The sequence below is a fragment of the Methylorubrum sp. SL192 genome (assembly GCF_026672325.1).
Lineage (GTDB): Bacteria > Pseudomonadota > Alphaproteobacteria > Rhizobiales > Beijerinckiaceae > Methylobacterium > Methylobacterium extorquens.
Genome location: NZ_JAPPQV010000003.1, coordinates 4,622,115 through 4,639,792 on the forward strand (window position 1 = coordinate 4,622,115; position 17,678 = coordinate 4,639,792).

Genomic DNA, 17,678 nt, shown 5'->3' on the forward strand with positions numbered 1-17,678 from the left:
ACGAATTGAGGTTCTGACGCGTTGGTCGGGTGCAGTCTTGTGTCCGGCCTGTTGATGCAGTCGTTCATGTTGACCGCTGGCCCTGATGGTATCCGCGAGCTGGGTCCCACTCTGCTTTGCGGGCTATGATGCCCTGGACATTCGGCGGGGTGTCCCGGCTCCCGGTCTGACCGGTTCGCCATCAACTCTCATCGTCCTCGCAATCTGGAAAAGTGCTCCGCTTCCTGCGATCAGGCAGCCGTGGCCGCGGGTGCGCGGTAGGTGCCGCCGCGGGTCATGATCGCCCAGGCGACCCGCGCCGTGCGATTAGCCGCTGCCACGGTCACGACACGCACTGGCTTGCGCTGGAGCAGCGTCGGCAGCCGTGGGTCGACCGACGTCGGCGTCGCCTTCGCACGCCGGATCAGAGAGGTCATGCCGACCACGAGCAGGCGTCGCAGATAACGGTCGCCCATGCGCGAGATCCGGCCCAGGCGCTCCTTGCCGCCGCTGCAGTTCTGCAGCGGTGTCAGGCCTAACGAGGCCGCGAACTGCCGACCGGAGCGGAAGCGCTCGGGCTCGCTTACTGAGGCTGCCAGCGCCGTCGCCGAGACGATGCCGATCCCGGGGATCGTCGCTAGGCGCTGCGACAGGTCGTTGTCCCGATGCCAGGCCAGCAACTCCTTCTCCAGCCGGGTGAGCTGGATCTGCACGGCGCCGATCTGATCGGCCAGCCCGGTCACCACGCGCTGGGCCAGGGGCGGCACCTCGGCCGCGTCTCCGGCTGAGAGCCTGGCCGCTAGTTCGAGCGCATGGCGCAGGCCTCGCGCCATCTCGATCCCGAACTCGGCGAGCAGGCCGCGGATCATGTTCACCAACTGCGTGCGTTGCTTGACCAGCAGGTCGCGCGTCCGGTGCAGCGCCAGCGCCGCCTGCTGCTCGGTCGACTTCACCGGCACGAACCGCATGCTGGGGCGCGTCACCGCCTCGCAGATGGCGGCGGCATCGTTCGCATCGGTCTTGCCGCGCTTGACGTATGGCTTCACGTAAGCCGGCGGCATCAGCCGCACGTCGTGGCCGATCCTCATCAGTTCCCGGGCCCAGTGGTGGGACGTGCCGCACGCCTCCATGCCAACCAGGCAGCGCGGCAGCTTGGCGAAGAACGGCACGACCTGCGCCCGCCGAAGCGCCTTGCGAACGACGACCTGCCCAGCTGCGTCGATGGCGTGAACCTGGAAGATGCTCTTGGCCAGATCGATGCCGACGGTGGTGATCTCCATGGGGATGGCTCCTACATCTGCGTCGCTGCTGCTTCGACAACAACCACACCTTGGCACCGAGATGCCGTCAGTTGGAGCGGGAGCCATCCACCCCATCTGCTTCCAGGCAGTTCAATGGACCCGGTTCGGCAACTTCTGGCCAGTAGTGGCCTGTCTGCTCTGGGGAGGGCTTGCCAAAAAGAGCAGACAAGGCCCTACCGAACCAACCCAGTCGTAAAGCTCGATTGGCGTCGGCCTCAAAAATGGACACCAGCACGCCGCCAGTCACCGCCGCCCGGCGGCCTCCAAGCGGGTCCGGTCAACAATCTCGACCGCGCCTCGACGAAGTTCGATCAGGCCCGCCTCGGCCCATTGTGCCAGAATGCGGCTCACCACCTCGCGCACGCTTCCGACATCGTCCGCGAGCTTTTGATGGGTCACCGCGGCGACGCCCCGCGGATCGGCTTCAGCGAGGAGGCGTTGCGCGAGGCGCTGCTTTAGCGGTGCGAACGCGACCTCGTCGATCAGCGTGAACAGGCCGGACATCAATCGCGTGTAGTCATCCATGACGAATCTGCGGAACGCCGCGCTGTCGCCGATCAGGTGCTGGAACGTGCCGACCGGCAGGGCCGCGAGTTCGGTCCGCTCCTCGGCCACGCTCTGCGCCGGAAAGGTGCCGCCGGACAGGAGACACTGAGTGGTGAGGGGGCAGGTGCCGCCCGGGCCAACCTTGTAGATCAGCACCTCGCGTCCGCCCTCCGACATCCGGAAGATCCGCGTGCGTCCCTCCAGGCACATCAGGTAGTTGGCACACTCGCCATTTAGTTCGTAGGCGATGGCGCCTGCATCCAGCACCGGGAAATGCACGGTTCCCCGAGCGATCTGAAGATGCGCCGGGCTGAGAGCTTGAAGAAGCGGAAACCGGTCGATCCACCGCTCGACCTTTTGGGCATCCGTCATGGCTGGCGTGGTCCCCCGGCCATGACGACGGGTTGATCGTCCGGCGCGCGTTGCGTTTTCCTCCCGCCGCGCCGGATTTGTGTGACCTGGGTCACCGACCGGGTGCAGCGGCCCGGCATAGCATCGCGACACAACGAACACGATAAGGGTGCCCGCCATGCGTGGCGCCCGCCGGGAGTAAACCGATGCGCCGCTTAGCCCTCAGCTTCATGCTCGCCGTCTTCGCTGCCGGCCCCGCCGCGGCCGAACAAGATCTGCTGCTCGGAGCCGACATGTCCTCGCCTGCCATGACGAAGGCCGAGATGAGCCGCGCCGACGTAGAGGCGATGATCCAGGCCGCGGACGGTAAGCCCATCGACCTGCACGACAAGGCGCTGTCGGGCCTCGATCTCTCCGGGTTGAATCTCCGGGGCGTCAACTTACGAACTGCGCGCCTGAACAAGGCCAATCTACGCGGCGCCGACCTCAGCGGCGCAAACCTCGAACAGGCATGGCTCCTGAAGGCAGACCTTTCCGGGGCCAAGCTCGCGGACGCGAAAATGTTCGGCATCACTGCGCGGGAGGCCAACCTCAGCGGGGCCGACCTCAGCCGGTCCATGCCCATCGGCGATTTCAAGGGCGCCAACATGAGCAGCGCCACGCTGGTCGATCTCAAGGGCGGAGCCAACATCAAGAATCAGTCCATGGGTCTGATGCGGGCGGTGTTCACCTCGGTGAACCTGTCGGGCGCGAACCTCAAGGGAGCCAACCTCGGCCGGTCACGCCTGGAGTATGCGAATCTCAAGGATGCCGATCTCACTGGCGTGGTGCTGATGGGCTCAGACTTGTCCGGGGCCAATTTGACCGGTGCTACGGTCACGGGCGCGGACTTCAAGAACGTCGATGTCAGCGGCGCTCGTCTCATCGACCTCCAAGGTCAGTCCGAGGCCAAGGACTGGGCGGAGAGGGTGAACATCGACCGTGCCGTCACTCAGGCATCCGATTGATCCGCCCGTTCACCAACCTGACGGCCCGCCTCTGACCTCAACGGTTTCTGTCTCAAGAAACCTAGTCAGCGGTAATCTACAACGTTCCCTGATATCAGCGAAGCCGCAAACTCGGGTTGCCCAATCGAAAAGACTGGCTTCGAGCCAAAGCACGACGTTCGTCGTCCCCAGCCAAATCATCGCATCGCGTGATCAAAATGATCGATACGTTCCGTTGGAGCGAACGAATGGATGCGGTCATGGTCGTGGCAGATCCAGTCCACGAGGTGCACGCACCATGCCCGCAGCAGCCTTTCTCCGATCACGCGCGCTTGCCCTGTCTTCCATCCTGCCCGGCCTGAGCCTTTGCCTCGCGGTGACGGGCGCCGCCCTCGGGCTGGAGATGGTCGAGAAGCATATCTTCGGCCGTGCGTGGCTGGAGGCTCTGGTCCTCGCCATCGTGCTGGGCACGGCCGTCCGCACGGCCTGGAACCCTGGTCGGCGCTTCGCTCGCGGTATCGCGTTCGGCGCCAAGACCGTCCTGGAAATCGCCGTCGTCCTGCTCGGCGCCTCGCTCAGCCTCGGGACGCTGCTCGCGGCCGGGCCGGGGCTCCTCGTCGGCATCGCGGTGGTGGTGGTCCTCGCCATTGCGGCGAGCTACGGCATCGGCCGAGTTCTCGGGTTGACCCCGCGCCTGGCCATCCTCGTCGCCTGCGGCAACTCGATCTGTGGAAACTCGGCGATCGCGGCGGCGGCCCCGGTGATCGACGCGGACGGCGAGGACGTCGCCTCGTCCATCGCTTTCACCGCCGTGCTCGGCGTTCTCGTCGTTCTCGGGTTGCCGCTGCTCGTGCCGCTGCTCGGACTCTCACCGATGCAGTACGGTGTGCTCGCGGGGCTCACGGTCTACGCCGTGCCGCAGGTTCTCGCCGCAACCGCCCCGGTGGCCGCCCTCAGCGTCCAAGTCGGCACCCTGGTCAAGCTGGTCCGCGTGCTGATGCTTGGGCCAGTGGTCCTGGCTCTCTCGCTCGGGATTAGCTGGCTGCGCGCGGGGACGGGCGTGACCGTACCGCACCGCACGGCCGGCGAGCGCCCCGCCTCGGGCCGGATGCCGCTGCACCGGCTGGTGCCGTGGTTCATCCTCGCCTTCCTGGCCTTGACGGGTCTTCGCTCCGCGGAGCTCGTTCCCGAAGCGGCTTTGCACCCCATGGCCACGACGGCGAACGCGCTGACCATCGTGTCGATGGCGGCCCTCGGCCTCGGCGTCGACGTGCGCAGCGTCGCCAAGGCGGGACCGCGCGTCACCCTGGCGGTGGTCGCTTCGCTCGCTGCCCTGACGGCGGTGAGCCTCGGGCTTATCTGGCTGCTCGGCATCGCCTGACAAAGGCCAGCCACCTGGCGTGTCCGCGCGCGTTGAACCTCGACTTCTTACGATAGAGACACCGGATGTCGAGCTTGACCGAGCGTATGGCCCGCCTGATCGTTCATGGGGAGCGCCCCTACAATGCCGAGCCACCGCTGACCCGCCTGCGGGCCCGTTACCGGACCCCTGCGGAAGACTTTTACGTCCGCTCCCACGGCGACCTGCCGGAGATCGACGCCGCCGCATGGCGCCTGTCCGTCGATGGCGCGCATGTCGGTCCCCTCGATCTGTCGCTGGCGGATCTGCGCGCGCGTTTTCCCGAGGCGACCGTCACGGCCACGATGCAGTGCGCCGGCAACCGCCGCGCCGATATGCGGGCGGTCGCCCCGGTCTCGGGCGATCCTTGGGACGGCGGCGCCATCGGGACGGCGGACTGGACCGGCGTCCGCCTCGGCGACGTCCTGCGTGCGGCGGGCGTAGCGCCAGGAGCGAACCTCCACTCGGACCTCCATGTGGCCTTCGAGAGCCAAGATGTGGTGGAGGGACGGCCCTACGGCGTCTCGATCCCGCTCGCCAAGGCGGTCGCCGGCGAGACACTGCTGGCCTTCGCGATGAACGGGGCATCGCTGTTGCCCGAGCACGGCTTCCCCGTGCGGGCCGTCGTGCCGGGCTTCGCGGGCGTGCGCAGCCCGAAATGGCTGAAGCGCATCACGGTGCAGGACCATCCCTCGACCAACCCGATGCAAGCCGACGACTACAAGCTGTTCCCGCCGGACGTGACGGCCGAGACCGCCAATCCCGCGAAAGGCCACACCATCGAAACGATGCCGCTCAACGCCGCGATCTGCGAGCCCGCGCGCGGAGCCCGGCTCAAGGCGGGCGAGACCACCATTCGCGGGTACGCCATCGCGGGAGATCGGGCGATCGTGCGCGTCGATGTCTCGGGCGATGGCGGTCGGTCCTGGCATCAAGCTACGCTGGAACACGAGGCCGGCGCTCCCTTCGCCTGGACGTTCTGGGAGATCGTGCTGGACCTTCCGTCCGGCGAGCGCGACCTCGTGGTGCGCGCCTGGGACAGCGCCGGGCAGACCCAGCCGGCGCGGCCGGACGAGACGTGGAACTTCAAGGGCTACCTCAGCGCCTCCTGGCACCGTGTGTGGGTCGAGGTCGCCTGAAGGGCCGCCCCCCGTCAGGGGGCGGCACGGATTAGGTCGAGCAAGGCGTCGGCGGCGCGACTGCGGTAGCGCTCCTTGTGGCGCAGGACCCGGAAGGTTCGCGTCGGCAGAGCGAAGGGCACGGCGACGAGCGCTCCGGTTCGCAGAGAGGGTCCGACCACCGCTTCGGATAGAACGCTCGCCCCGGCCCCCGCCACGACGGCGGCGAGGACAGCCTCGTTCGACGGCAGTTCGAGGGCAACCGTGAGTGCGTCCGGTGCGATGCCCAGCGCGACGATCGCCGCCTCGAAGGCGGAGCGCGTGCCCGATCCGGGTTCGCGCAGCACCCAGGAGACTGAAGCGAGGTCGGATCGTCCCGACCGCGCGCGTGCGGCCAACGGGTGATCAGGCGCGATGACGAGGATCAGCCGGTCCTCGGCGACCGGAGTGCTCGCGAGGCTGCCGTCCTCGATCGGGCCCTCCACGAAGGCGAGTTCCGCCGTCCCGGCTCGGACCGCCTCGGCGGCTTCGGCGGTGTTGCCGATGCCGAGCCGCAGGACGATGTCGGGATAGGCCGCCCGAAAGGCGACGAGGTGCCGGGGGAGCCAGTGGCTGGCGATGGTCTGGCTCGCCTGGATGGACAGCGTGCCGCGCCGCAAGCCGCTGAGGTCCGCGAGCACCTGTTCGGCCGCCTGGGCGCGGGCGAGCACCGCGCGAGCCTCGCTGAGAAAGACGCCGCCCGCTTCGGTCAGTTCGATGCCCCGGCCGACCCGGTGGAACAACTTGACGGCGTGCCGAGTCTCCAGTGCGCTGATGGCGGCGCTGACCGCCGACTGGACGAGGTTCAGCGCCTCGGCCGCCCGCGTGACGTGCTGGCGCTCGGCAACCGCCACGAAGATGCGCAACTGGTCGAGGGTCATGGCGTCTCGTGCTCGGCGGGGGCCTTGGCCGGCGTGGTCCGGCAGGGTTCGGATACGAGCATCACCGCGCGACTTCGCGCTTGCCCGAGACCTGCGCATCGACCGCCTCGGCGACCCGGAGCAGCCGCGCCTCGTCCGTGCGGGCCGTCACCACGTAGGACATCCCGGCATCGATCCACGAGAAGGCGGCCACGTCGTCGGCGCGGGCGTAGCGGAACACGCCGCGCCCGCCGGTCGGCCCGGCCCGGCTGTACAGGGTCAGGCGGGTGCCCCGGTCGTCGTCGTACATCAGCATCGCCGCCGGCTCGTCTCCGGCGGGGAGCAGGCGCCCGCCCATGAGCCGGAATCCCTGCGCCCGCAGGTCCGGCACGGTGACGGGCCGGCCCAGGCGCGCGCTGAGCCATCGCACGAGGTCGGTCGAGCCGTCGGCGCGGACCTCGACCGGATGGGCGGCCTCGACCACGTAGGTGCGGAAGGCGGAGACGGCCGCCTGCGTCATCGGTTCGGCGTGGGCGCCCGGGCCCGGCACGGCGCCGCGCCCGGCCCACCCGGCCGCGCCGCCGAGGGCGAGCAGGAGCGCCGCCGCCGCCGCGCTCGGCCACCGACGCGGGAGGCGCATCCGGCGCGAGCCTGCGAGGTTCGCGATGCGCAGGCGGGCGGGGATCGGCTCGTCCGCCACGGGCGCGAGGCGCGCCCGCAGGCGTTCCCGCACCTCCCGGTCGGCGGCGACCCGGGCGGCTGCCTCCGGATGCGCGGCGAGCCACGCCTCGACGCGGGCGCGGCGGCCCGGATCGAGCCGTCCGTCCACAAAGGCGTGCAGGTCGTCCTCGCCGACGGGACGCGGGTCGGACGCGGTCATTTCACCCTCCGCAGATGCCCGGTGACGATCGTGGGAGCCCGGTCGAGGAAGGCGCGCAACCGGCCGCGCGCCCGGCTGAGGCGCGACATCACCGTGCCGACGGGGATCGCGAGCACGGCGGCGACCTCGGCATAGGACATGTCCTCGACCGCGACGAGGAGCAGGACGGACCGCTGCTCCTCGGGAAGCGCGGCGATCCCGTCGAGCACGTCCCGCGCGCCCACGGCCGCCTCGGGATCGACCCCGACCTCCGCGATCTCCATCAGCGCCTCCGGGCCGACCTCGATGCCCCGGCGGCGGCGCACGCCTTCGAGGTAGCGGTTGCGCAGGATCGCGAACAGCCACGCCCGCAGATCGCCCTCGCGGCGCTGCGGCCAGGCGCGGATCGCCCGTTCCAGCGTGTCCTGGACGAGGTCGTCGGCTGCTTCGCGCTGCCGCAGCAGCGCGGTCGCGTAGCGCCGCAGGGCCGGAATCTGCGGTTCGATCAGGACGGCGAGGTCGTCCAAGGGTGGTCTCCGGATCGCGGCTACGGCGATGCCCGTGCCGCCGTTCGGAACAGAGATGCCGGAATTGCCCGAACTATTCCAAGCTTGGCCCCGGCGAGCCGATCACGCATCCGTGACCGCTTGACCGGGAGCGCCGGGGAATATCCCGGCCCGGCCGGCATCTCTCCCCGCGTGACCTCGACACTGCGGGAGAGACCATGCGCGGAGCACCGACGGCGATCCTCATCACCTTGTTCATGGCCGGGGGTGTCCTGGGCGGCGGCATGATGATGCGCGCCGGGCATGCGGAGACCGCCCCCGGCGGCTTCGATGCGATGATGGCCCAATCGATGGCGCGGATGCACGCGGACATGGCGGTGTCGCCGTCCGGCGACCCCGACCGGGATTTCGCCGCCATGATGATCCCGCACCATCAGGGCGCGATCGAGATGGCGAAGGCCGAACTCGCATACGGCCGCGACCCGGTCCTGCGTCGGCTCGCGCAGGGCATCGTCGTCGAGCAGGCGCAGGAGATCGAGGTCATGCGCCGCGCCCTCGCCGAGCGACCGGTCGCGCAGACCCCACCGACGCAGCCGCCGGCCCGCCACCACCACTGAGCGGATCGCCGTCCCCCGTCCCGACCATCAGCGCGAAGAGACCTTCATGATGCGACACCTCATTCCGGCGACCCTGCTGCTCGCCCTCCTCGGCGGGACCGCGCTTGCGGGCCAGGCGCCGGGGCCCGCCTCGGCGCCGGACGTGCCGGTCGGCCCCCGCGACCGGTTCTACACCTCGGACCAGTTCTCCAACACGGTCTCGGTGATCGACCCAGCCGCCAATACGCTCCTAGGCGTGATCCGTCTCGGCGACACGACGCCCGCGAACCTGAGCCCGCTCTATCGCGGCCAGCTCCTGGTCCACGGCATGGGCTTCTCGCCCGACCGCAAGACCCTGCTCGCCGTCTCGATCGGCTCGAACTCGGTCAGCTTCATCGACACCGCCACCAACACTGTGCGCCGCACAACCTATGTCGGCCGCTCGCCGCACGAGGCGTTCTTCACGCCGGATGGGCGCGAGGTCTGGGTCAGCGTGCGCGGCGAGGACTACGTCGCGATCCTCGACGCGGGGACCGGCAAGGAGACGGGCCGGATCACGGTGCCAAACGGGCCCGGCATGACGATCTTCTCGCCCGACGGGCGTTACGGCTACGTCTGCTCCAGCTTCAGCCCCGAGACGGTCGCCATCGACGTGAAGAGCCGCGAGATCGTCGGGCGGATCAAGCAGGAGAGCCCGTTCTGCCCCGACATCGCGGCGACGCCCGACGGCAAGCAGGTGTGGTTCACCCTCAAGGACGTCGGCCGCGTCCAGGTGTTCGAGGCCACGCCGCCGTTCAAGGCGCTCAAGACCATCGAGACCGGACCGATCACCAACCACGTCAACATCGCGCGCACGAAGGCCGGGCAGTTCGCCTACGTGACGATCGGCGGCCTGAACCAAGTGAAGGTGTTCCGCACCGACGACTTCTCGCAGGTCGCGACGATTCCCACCGGCGCGCTCCCGCACGGCCTCTGGCCCTCGGGCGATGGTTCGCGGATCTATGTCGGCCTGGAGAATGCCGACGCGGTCGCGGTGATCGACACCGGCAGCAACGCGGTGATCGCCACCATCCCGATCGGCCAGGGGCCGCAGGGGGTGGCCTACGTCCCGGACGCGGTGTCGGAGGGAGCGGGTGCGCCGAACCTCCAGCCGCTGGGCGCGGCGGGCCAGTCGAGCACGCTGACGCTGGCCGGGCCGGATGGCAAGGCGGCCACGCAGGTCACGCTGTTCGACCAGGGCGTGTTGCAGACCCTGCAGGCGGCGGTGACGGGCCTCACGCCGAAGAAGCCCTACGTGCTGGCCCTCTCGGCCGATCCGAAGGGCGCCGGGCCGCTGGAGCCGCTGGCCGCCTTCATGACGAACCCGGCGGGCGCGGCCATCGTCAACGCCGTGGGCCCGATCCGGCAGGTGACGCAGAACGCGAACGAGGCCGCGCGGCGAAGCCTCGTCATCGTCGAGGGCAAGCCCGGCGAGACCGGCGCGACGGTCCAGACGCAGGCACCGCGCTGACGGGACGAGGGGGGCGGTCGCCGGACCGCCCCCTGTTTCCAGCCGCGCCTCAGTAGGTGTCGGCGAGGTAGGCGGCGATGGCCTTGGCCTGCGCCGCGTCGATCGGCGCGTGGTAGACCTTGACCATCTTGGTCACCTCGGACTCCCAGAAGGCCGCGCCTTTGCCGGGCGGCTGCATCGCGATGTAGTCCACCGAATGGCAGACGAGGCAGTTCGCCTGGGCCGCCTCGAAGCCCTCCGCGTGCGTGCCGGCCTTCGGCGCCCGCAGCTCCGCGGTCGGCTCCGGCACCGCGTAGGATTTCGGGGCGGCGAGGGCCGCGCCGGTGGCGAGGGCAAGCGCCGCCGTCAGGGCGAGGGTGGTGCGGGTCATCGTCGTCACTCCCTCAGGCCGCGCGCACGCGGGTGGTCTCGACCACGTTGCGCAGGTACCCGGCCGGGTTCCAGCGCGGCTCCATCGGCTGGCTCGCCCCGTCGTTGGCGGTTGCCCGCACCCGGATCGCGTGCGCCCCCTGCGACAGCTCCGCGTCGAGGGTCCAGGGCCGGAAGGCGTAGGGGCCGAGATCCTGCCCGAGCCGCGCCTCCGCCCAGGTCTTGCCGTCGTCGGTCGAGACCGCCACCGACTTGATTCCCGAGCCACCATCGAAGGCGATGCCGCGCAAGGGCGTGCGCCCGGCCTTCACGTCCGCCCCGTCGGTCAGGTTGGTGAGAAAGGAGCGCACGGTGAAGCGGTTGATCGGCACGGTCTTGTCCGCCGCCTTGCCGGGTTGCGTGCAGGCGCAGTCGTTGTCGGGGATGCGATAGGCCTTCTGCATCCAGAAGCCGTCGAAGGGTTTGTCGAGCACGCTGATGCTCTCCAGGTGCTTGACCCAGTAGGTGCCGTAGAATCCTGGCACGACGAGGCGCAGGGGATAGCCGTTGAGCCAGGGCAGATCCTGCCCGTTCATGCCCCAGGCGAGCATCACCTGCCCGTCGCGGGCGTGGTCGAGCTTGAGCGACTTGGCGAAGTCCGGCGTCTCCGGGATCACCGGGCCGTCAAGGCCGGTGAAGGCGACCTCGACGGCGCCCGCCTTCACCCCGGCCTTGTCGAGCACCGCCTTCAGCGGCACGCCGGTCCATCGGGCGCAGCCCATCGCCCCGTTGGCGAGCTGCCCGCCGGCCATGCGCGGTTCGAAGAAGCCGCGAGAGTTGCCCGAGCACTGATTGACCGCGACGATCTCGGTCGTCGGCATCGCCTTCAGGTCGGCGAGCGAGAGCGAGACCTCCTTCTCGACATGGCCCTTGATCGCGACCCGGTAGGTCTCGGGGTCGATCTCGGTCGGGATGTCGGCGAGGTGGTAGCGCACGAAGAACGCGTCGTTGGGCGTGATGGCGCCCTCGTCGAACACCGAGAACGGGGTCTCCAGTTGCGGCGGGCGCGCGGTCATCTGGAGCAGCGGGCGCTTGCCCGGATAGGCCACCAGGGGCCGCTCGCCGTTGCCGAAGGGCAGCGTGGTGGTGTCGCCCGCGAGTGCCCGCAACGACGCGAAGCTGCCGCCGCCGAGGCCCGCCAGGGCGGTGAGACCCGCCCGCCTGATGAGATCGCGTCTGTCGAGCATCCGATTCCTCCCCGGTTTCGCGCGTGACTCCGGCGACCGGGCCCGCGACGTGCGGAGGAGGAGACGCACGTCGCCCCCGGTCTATTCGCGGCGGGTCGAAATAAATTCCGCGGCCCGCGCCGGTCAGCCGGTGCAGGGGCGTTCAGAGAGGCCGGTGGCCCGGTCCAGGGCGAGCCGCAGGCGGTCCGTCTTGGTCGGTTCGGTGAGGAGCACGGCCGCCTCGGCCAGCAGGGCGAAGCGCTCGGCCGGCACCGTCTCGGACAGGAGGACGTAGCGGCGCCCCTTGCTGTCCCAGCGCGCCACACGCAGGTCGCGGTCCCCTTGCGCGATCTCGAGTCCGGCCTGCCCGCGCGACGGCCTGCTCCAGACGGCGAGCCGGCAGCCGTGACGCCCCTCGTAACCGGCAAGCCGGCCAGCCGAACCGTCACCCTCGGACAGGTAGACCAAGCGGAAGCCCGCCGCCCCGAGATCGAGGGGGAAGCCGTTCAGGCCGCCCGCGGGCTGCATGGCGTTCGCGGGTGCGCCCGCCGCACTCCAGGCCATGAAGGCCGCGCGCGCGGCGTCGGCCGGCGGGCGAGACGACAGGGCCAGCCAGCCGGTGCCGACGAGGACGACCAGGGCCGCGGCGCACGCCCATCCGAGGGAGGCGCGGGCCATCGGCGCGCGCGGGGGCGGCACGACCGCAGCCTTCACCTCCCGTTTCACCCCCTGCTTCAGCCGGGTCAGGGTCGCGACCCGCGCGGCCAGGACCGGATCGCGGGCCAGCGTCTCCGCGACCGCGCGCCGGTCCTTCGCATCAAGTTCCCCATCGACGTAGGCATTGAGGGTCTCCCAGCGCATCACGGCCCCTCGCTCCCATCGGACGGCTCGGCGATCCGGTGCAGCATGATCCGCCTCGCCCTGTGCAGACGGCTCATGACCGTGCCGACGGGAATGCCGAGCCGTTTGGCGGTCTCCCGGTAGCTCAGGCCTTCGACGTCCACGCAGGTCACGACCTTTCGGCAGGGTGCATCGAGGGTGGCGAAAGCCTGGCGCACGGCGATGGCCTCAATCAGGCGGTCGTCGAACCCTTCGTCGGGCCAATCCACGAGATCGTCCTCGCGGCGGGTCCGGTTCCGGCGGAGCCGATCGATCCAGGCGTGGCGCACGATCCGGAACAGGTAGGCGCGGGCCGCCCGCGGTTCGCTCGGCGTCGTCCCCGTCGAGAGCGCCTTGAGGGCGCTCTGCTGCATCAGGTCGCGCGCGGCGTCGGGCTCCCGCGTCAGCGTCAGCGCGTAGCGGAACAGGCGCGGCCACGCTTCGACGAGGTGCTCACCGATGGACCGCATCCTGATGTGTCATCCTCCCCGCACTCCATAGCACATCGATGCATGTCCACACAGAGTCGCAACGGTCGTCGATGGTTGTGGATGTCGGGAGGCCTTACACCTCTGCAGCGCTACTCGGAGCGTTGCTGTTGCTGAACAATCGATTGCAAGCTCGTATGTCTTGTGTGGATGGCTCCCGCATTGCAAGTGACGAATTGAGGTTCTGACGCGTTGGTCGGGTGCAGTCTTGTGTCCGGCCTGTTGATGCAGTCGTTCATGTTGACCGCTGGCCCTGATGGTATCCGCGAGCTGGGTCCCACTCTGCTTTGCGGGCTATGATGCCCTGGACATTCGGCGGGGTGTCCCGGCTCCCGGTCTGACCGGTTCGCCATCAACTCTCATCGTCCTCGCAATCTGGAAAAGTGCTCCGCTTCCTGCGATCAGGCAGCCGTGGCCGCGGGTGCGCGGTAGGTGCCGCCGCGGGTCATGATCGCCCAGGCGACCCGCGCCGTGCGATTAGCCGCTGCCACGGTCACGACACGCACTGGCTTGCGCTGGAGCAGCGTCGGCAGCCGTGGGTCGACCGACGTCGGCGTCGCCTTCGCACGCCGGATCAGAGAGGTCATGCCGACCACGAGCAGGCGTCGCAGATAACGGTCGCCCATGCGCGAGATCCGGCCCAGGCGCTCCTTGCCGCCGCTGCAGTTCTGCAGCGGTGTCAGGCCTAACGAGGCCGCGAACTGCCGACCGGAGCGGAAGCGCTCGGGCTCGCTTACTGAGGCTGCCAGCGCCGTCGCCGAGACGATGCCGATCCCGGGGATCGTCGCTAGGCGCTGCGACAGGTCGTTGTCCCGATGCCAGGCCAGCAACTCCTTCTCCAGCCGGGTGAGCTGGATCTGCACGGCGCCGATCTGATCGGCCAGCCCGGTCACCACGCGCTGGGCCAGGGGCGGCACCTCGGCCGCGTCTCCGGCTGAGAGCCTGGCCGCTAGTTCGAGCGCATGGCGCAGGCCTCGCGCCATCTCGATCCCGAACTCGGCGAGCAGGCCGCGGATCATGTTCACCAACTGCGTGCGTTGCTTGACCAGCAGGTCGCGCGTCCGGTGCAGCGCCAGCGCCGCCTGCTGCTCGGTCGACTTCACCGGCACGAACCGCATGCTGGGGCGCGTCACCGCCTCGCAGATGGCGGCGGCATCGTTCGCATCGGTCTTGCCGCGCTTGACGTATGGCTTCACGTAAGCCGGCGGCATCAGCCGCACGTCGTGGCCGATCCTCATCAGTTCCCGGGCCCAGTGGTGGGACGTGCCGCACGCCTCCATGCCAACCAGGCAGCGCGGCAGCTTGGCGAAGAACGGCACGACCTGCGCCCGCCGAAGCGCCTTGCGAACGACGACCTGCCCAGCTGCGTCGATGGCGTGAACCTGGAAGATGCTCTTGGCCAGATCGATGCCGACGGTGGTGATCTCCATGGGGATGGCTCCTACATCTGCGTCGTTGCTGCTTCGACAACAACCACACCTTGGCACCGAGATGCCGTCAGTTGGAGCGGGAGCCATCCACCCCATCTGCTTTCAGGCATTGTGAGGATGCGGTTTTAAGACCGGGGTGGGCGCGAAGCTGAATGTCCGGTTCCGGGTATCGAGTTGATGTCCGCTCATGGCGCATTGCAGTCCAGGGCATGTTGTCCTCAGCCTGTGGAGAAGCTCACTTAGTCCTCGTATTTGTTCTCTATATGTTCTAAAAAATGCATACCGCCTATGAAGCAGGCGATCCCCGGAAGCCGACGCTTGCCGAGCGCTTCGACCTCGTCGAACCAGCCGCGTCGCTACGCCCATTCCAGCCCCTAAGCTGACGGCCGGCCTCTATGCCAGGCCGTGGGAGATCGCGCATGCTTGCTCTGTCACCTGCATCCAAGACCTTAGTCGCGCATTCGCCCGAGTCCGCATCCTCCGACCAACTCGCACGCGCCTTTCTGCAGCACCTCGCTCAGGACGAGCGCAAGCGACTCAAGGCCAGCCATCGGTCAAGCTCATACGGTTTCGAGGTCGAGCCGATACTCGACGACGAAGATGCCGTCGAACGCATCGTGGCGCAGGAGGAGGCGAATCGACCCGAGAGCGCCCACCTACCTGTGCCTGCGGATCTCGCCGCCGTGGCCGTCATGCTCGCCCGCGCCATCGAGATGGAGCCTGGGCTCGTTCGTCGGCTGCGCCGTGAGGCGCCCGTCGTCGCGCTAGCTACCCACGTAACCGATCTTGTCGAGCCTGTGCGGATCGTCGCAGAAAAGTGCCTTTTTGGTCCTGATACTAAAGTTGTGGATCTCGCCATTGGGAGAGCACGTGAACTGAGCCGCAGGAATGCCGCCCTATTCGTCTGCGACGGCGTCGGCCGGGAGGCGCGGCCGGAGAGAGGTAACGAGGTGATTGGCACGGCGTTGCATGTCCGGATCCCGATCGTGGGCATTGCGCCCGATCCGAAACGGCAATTGCCGCGTGACCTGATGCGGTCCGCCGAGCATCAGATCGCTTTAGCGAGTCTGGATCAGACCGGTCTAGCTCTTGTGGTTGAGGCTGTCGTGGGTGGCCTCCCCACCAGGCGGATCGATACCAATCTGCTGCGCATGATCGACATTGCCGATCTGCCCGTCGCCTTCCGCAGGACCGGCACGCCCGATGCCTGCATCGAGGCGCTGGAGCGGATCGTCTCTGCCAAGGCCGAGTACTTAGGTGTCGGCCCCGCTTTAGAAGAGCTCGATGGCTACGGTGAGGCTAAAAGATGGGGCTTGGCCGCTGCAGCCGACCTGCAGGCCTATCGCATTGGCCGGTTAAGCTGGGCCGAGTTCGACCATCGAGGTCTGCTGCTTTCAGGTCCACCTGGGGTCGGCAAGACAAGTTTTGCCCGCGCATTGGCTAAATCTGCGCGCGTACCATTGGTGGCAACCTCGGTCGCCGAGTGGAACGCCGCCGACTACCTGTCCGGCACGCTGCAGGCGATCCGGAAGGTCTTCGCACAGGCCAAGGCCCAAGCGCCCTGCATCCTGTTCATCGACGAGCTCGACGGCATCTCCGACCGCGGGCAGATCCGTGGTGAGTACGTGCAGTATTGGACTCAGATCGTGAACCTCTTCCTTGAGCTTCTCGCCGGGGTGGATGAGCGACCGGGCGTCGTGGTGATTGCGGCAACGAACTATCCGGAGAAGATCGATCCTGCGGTAAAGCGGGCAGGGCGCTTGGACAGAGAAATCGCAATCGTAAAACCTGATACTGCAGCTCTGGCGCAGATCTTCCGCCACCATCTCGGGCGCGAGATCCTCCCAGATGCGCCGATGCTGCCCCTGGCACTAGCCGCACGCGGCATGACCGGCGCGGACGTGGAAGCCTTCGTTCGGCGAGCCAAAGGAACGGCGCGCCGTAATGGCAGGGCGGTGACCTTGGAGGAGGTGCTGGCTGAAATCCGCCAGGGCCGTCACCCGCTTCCGCCTACGATCAGGCACCGTGTCGCCATTCATGAAGCTGGGCATGCAGTCGTGAGTCATGCTCTCGGCTTTGGCACGCTCGTGGACCTCTCCCTGCACGATAATGGCGGGCAGGCCTGTTTGGAATTCGCTGCCGGCGGAGCGGCGACTCTCTACGAACTGGAGGCGGCAATTGCGTCTCTTCTGGCGGGCCGGATCGCCGAGGAGGTGGAACTTGGTGCCGGATCAATCGGTGCGGGCTTCGGTGTCGGTTCCGATCTCGCGATGGCGACTGCGATCGCGCGCGACATCGAGCTAACCTACGGCCTCGGACACCTGGGCAATGTCGTCGTGGAGGCCGCCTCCACCGACATGGTCCTGATCGGGGGCCTGCTGCCAGCCATAGCCGAACGCCTGCGGCGCGCGAGCGATCGGGCACGGAACATCCTGACGGAGCAGAGGGCCTCATTGCAGGCAATCGCTCGCGAGCTCGAGGAAGCCGGCTATCTCTCCCATGAAGACATCGACCGCATGCTGACATCAACTGCAACGCAGGTGAGCGCCAAGGCTGTCGCGAGCGTCGAGGAGGTACGATGATGTTTGCGCTACATCCAGTCGCCCCAGATGTGGGTGACCTCCAGCCGCTCTCCGACGCAATTGATGCACTGTGCGACGTCCTTGACGGAGAACGTGAGGCGCTCATCGAAGGATTGGCCGAAATCGTCCGACAGCGTACCGCGTTCGAACGGCACAAGCAGGCGTTCGAAGATCGCGATCACTTCGTGTAAGAGAGTCGGTACACTGTCGACATACAGCCATCCATTCCTTCGTTGTCCCTGATCGAGAAGGTCGATGGACGGAGCCGGGTTCAAAGCAGTCCTTCGTGCTCTAGGCAAAACCCAGGTGGAGTTTGCCAGCGAAATTGGCGTGGCCCTACGCACTGTCCACTATTGGGCAAGCAAAGGCCCTCCGTCGGAGGTGGCCTATCTTCTCGATCTGATGGCTGCTCATGAGCTGCCATTCGGATTTTTGTCTGATAGTGATAGGGCTTCGATTGAACGGACTCTTGAAGCCGAATTAAATCGACTCCTCACTGCGGCTGGAGACAGTCGCCGTGAGGAGGTTATGTCAACAATCGAGAAATGGCTGAGTAAAAGCCGAAAACAGCTCGTCGGATCTGCTAAATAGAGCAGAATGTGTCATACGGTATTGCCCCTAGCACAACCTGACCTGACCGGCTGGCTTTGGACCGGGCTGATTGAGAGGATCAGC

General features: G+C 67.9%; 18 protein-coding genes. 7 read left to right on the top strand and 11 right to left on the bottom strand.

Annotated features, from left to right (window positions below; all coding sequences use genetic code 11):
- Window positions 1–230: 230 nt before the first annotated feature.
- On the bottom strand, window positions 231–1,259 hold the full coding sequence (locus OVA30_RS22330; RefSeq protein WP_015951499.1) for an IS110 family transposase: 1,029 nt from the start codon (window positions 1,257–1,259) through the stop codon (window positions 231–233).
- A gap of 264 nt (window positions 1,260–1,523) precedes the next feature.
- Window positions 1,524–2,198, bottom strand: a complete 675-nt coding sequence (locus OVA30_RS22335) for a Crp/Fnr family transcriptional regulator (protein ID WP_091950950.1) — start codon at window positions 2,196–2,198, stop codon at window positions 1,524–1,526.
- 185 nt (window positions 2,199–2,383) lie between these two features.
- On the opposite strand from OVA30_RS22335, the gene OVA30_RS22340 reads away from it, so the two are divergent.
- The 3 genes from OVA30_RS22340 to OVA30_RS22350 all read left to right on the top strand — a co-directional run bounded on the left by OVA30_RS22340 (window position 2,384) and on the right by OVA30_RS22350 (window position 5,701).
- Window positions 2,384–3,184 (top strand): pentapeptide repeat-containing protein, encoded by an 801-nt coding sequence (locus OVA30_RS22340; protein ID WP_091950948.1) that lies wholly within the window; start codon window positions 2,384–2,386, stop codon window positions 3,182–3,184.
- A gap of 277 nt (window positions 3,185–3,461) precedes the next feature.
- The gene (locus tag OVA30_RS22345; protein WP_147018158.1) at window positions 3,462–4,544 is read left to right on the top strand and encodes a YeiH family protein; all 1,083 of its coding nucleotides are present in this window, start codon (window positions 3,462–3,464) and stop codon (window positions 4,542–4,544) included.
- A 65-nt stretch (window positions 4,545–4,609) separates the two neighbouring features.
- Window positions 4,610–5,701: a molybdopterin-dependent oxidoreductase gene (locus OVA30_RS22350; protein ID WP_091950944.1), complete on the top strand. Its 1,092-nt coding sequence runs from the start codon at window positions 4,610–4,612 to the stop codon at window positions 5,699–5,701.
- A 14-nt stretch (window positions 5,702–5,715) separates the two neighbouring features.
- Here the strand turns inward: OVA30_RS22350 and OVA30_RS22355 are convergent, their stop codons facing one another.
- The 3 genes from OVA30_RS22355 to OVA30_RS22365 form a co-directional block, all read right to left on the bottom strand.
- A complete protein-coding gene (locus OVA30_RS22355; protein WP_091950942.1) occupies window positions 5,716–6,600 on the bottom strand; it encodes a LysR substrate-binding domain-containing protein in 885 nt (294 codons plus the stop codon).
- A 61-nt stretch (window positions 6,601–6,661) separates the two neighbouring features.
- Window positions 6,662–7,459, bottom strand: coding sequence for an anti-sigma factor family protein (locus tag OVA30_RS22360; RefSeq protein ID WP_091950940.1), 798 nt, complete (start codon window positions 7,457–7,459; stop codon window positions 6,662–6,664).
- Window positions 7,456–7,965, bottom strand: coding sequence for a sigma-70 family RNA polymerase sigma factor (locus OVA30_RS22365; RefSeq protein WP_091950938.1), 510 nt, complete (start codon window positions 7,963–7,965; stop codon window positions 7,456–7,458). Before OVA30_RS22365 ends, OVA30_RS22360 begins: the two co-directional genes overlap by 4 nt.
- 197 nt (window positions 7,966–8,162) lie before the next feature.
- On the opposite strand from OVA30_RS22365, the gene copM reads away from it, so the two are divergent.
- Window positions 8,163–8,561, top strand: a complete 399-nt coding sequence (copM, locus tag OVA30_RS22370; RefSeq protein ID WP_091950935.1) for a CopM family metallochaperone — start codon at window positions 8,163–8,165, stop codon at window positions 8,559–8,561.
- 49 nt (window positions 8,562–8,610) lie between these two features.
- Window positions 8,611–10,050 (top strand): YncE family protein, encoded by a 1,440-nt coding sequence (locus OVA30_RS22375; protein ID WP_091950973.1) that lies wholly within the window; start codon window positions 8,611–8,613, stop codon window positions 10,048–10,050.
- Window positions 10,051–10,099: 49 nt separating this feature from the next.
- Here OVA30_RS22375 and sorB read toward each other — a convergent pair whose 3' ends face one another.
- From sorB to OVA30_RS22400, 5 genes are all read right to left on the bottom strand, one after another.
- Window positions 10,100–10,420 carry a SorB family sulfite dehydrogenase c-type cytochrome subunit gene (sorB, locus tag OVA30_RS22380; RefSeq protein WP_174804894.1) on the bottom strand — a complete coding sequence of 107 codons (321 nt, stop codon included), beginning with the start codon at window positions 10,418–10,420 and terminating at the stop codon, window positions 10,100–10,102.
- A 13-nt stretch (window positions 10,421–10,433) separates the two neighbouring features.
- Window positions 10,434–11,645, bottom strand: a complete 1,212-nt coding sequence (sorA, locus tag OVA30_RS22385) for a SorA family sulfite dehydrogenase catalytic subunit (protein WP_108939631.1) — start codon at window positions 11,643–11,645, stop codon at window positions 10,434–10,436.
- Between the two features lie 123 nt (window positions 11,646–11,768).
- Window positions 11,769–12,485, bottom strand: a complete 717-nt coding sequence (locus OVA30_RS22390; RefSeq protein WP_268176983.1) for an anti-sigma factor family protein — start codon at window positions 12,483–12,485, stop codon at window positions 11,769–11,771.
- A complete protein-coding gene (locus OVA30_RS22395) occupies window positions 12,485–12,973 on the bottom strand; it encodes an RNA polymerase sigma factor (protein WP_091950927.1) in 489 nt (162 codons plus the stop codon). The genes OVA30_RS22390 and OVA30_RS22395 overlap by 1 nt, the downstream gene beginning before the upstream one ends.
- A 419-nt stretch (window positions 12,974–13,392) precedes the next feature.
- A complete protein-coding gene (locus OVA30_RS22400) occupies window positions 13,393–14,421 on the bottom strand; it encodes an IS110 family transposase (RefSeq protein WP_015951499.1) in 1,029 nt (342 codons plus the stop codon).
- A gap of 419 nt (window positions 14,422–14,840) precedes the next feature.
- On the opposite strand from OVA30_RS22400, the gene OVA30_RS22405 reads away from it, so the two are divergent.
- Window positions 14,841–17,003 carry an AAA family ATPase gene (locus tag OVA30_RS22405; RefSeq protein WP_268176985.1) on the top strand — a complete coding sequence of 721 codons (2,163 nt, stop codon included), beginning with the start codon at window positions 14,841–14,843 and terminating at the stop codon, window positions 17,001–17,003.
- Between the two features lie 8 nt (window positions 17,004–17,011).
- Here the strand turns inward: OVA30_RS22405 and OVA30_RS22410 are convergent, their stop codons facing one another.
- Window positions 17,012–17,185, bottom strand: a complete 174-nt coding sequence (locus OVA30_RS22410; RefSeq protein ID WP_017486745.1) for a hypothetical protein — start codon at window positions 17,183–17,185, stop codon at window positions 17,012–17,014.
- Between the two features lie 73 nt (window positions 17,186–17,258).
- Between OVA30_RS22410 and OVA30_RS22415 the strand changes: the two genes are divergently transcribed.
- Entirely contained in the window at window positions 17,259–17,594 is a 336-nt protein-coding gene (locus OVA30_RS22415; protein ID WP_253386864.1) for a hypothetical protein, read from the top strand.
- The last annotated feature ends 84 nt before the right edge of the window (window positions 17,595–17,678 follow it).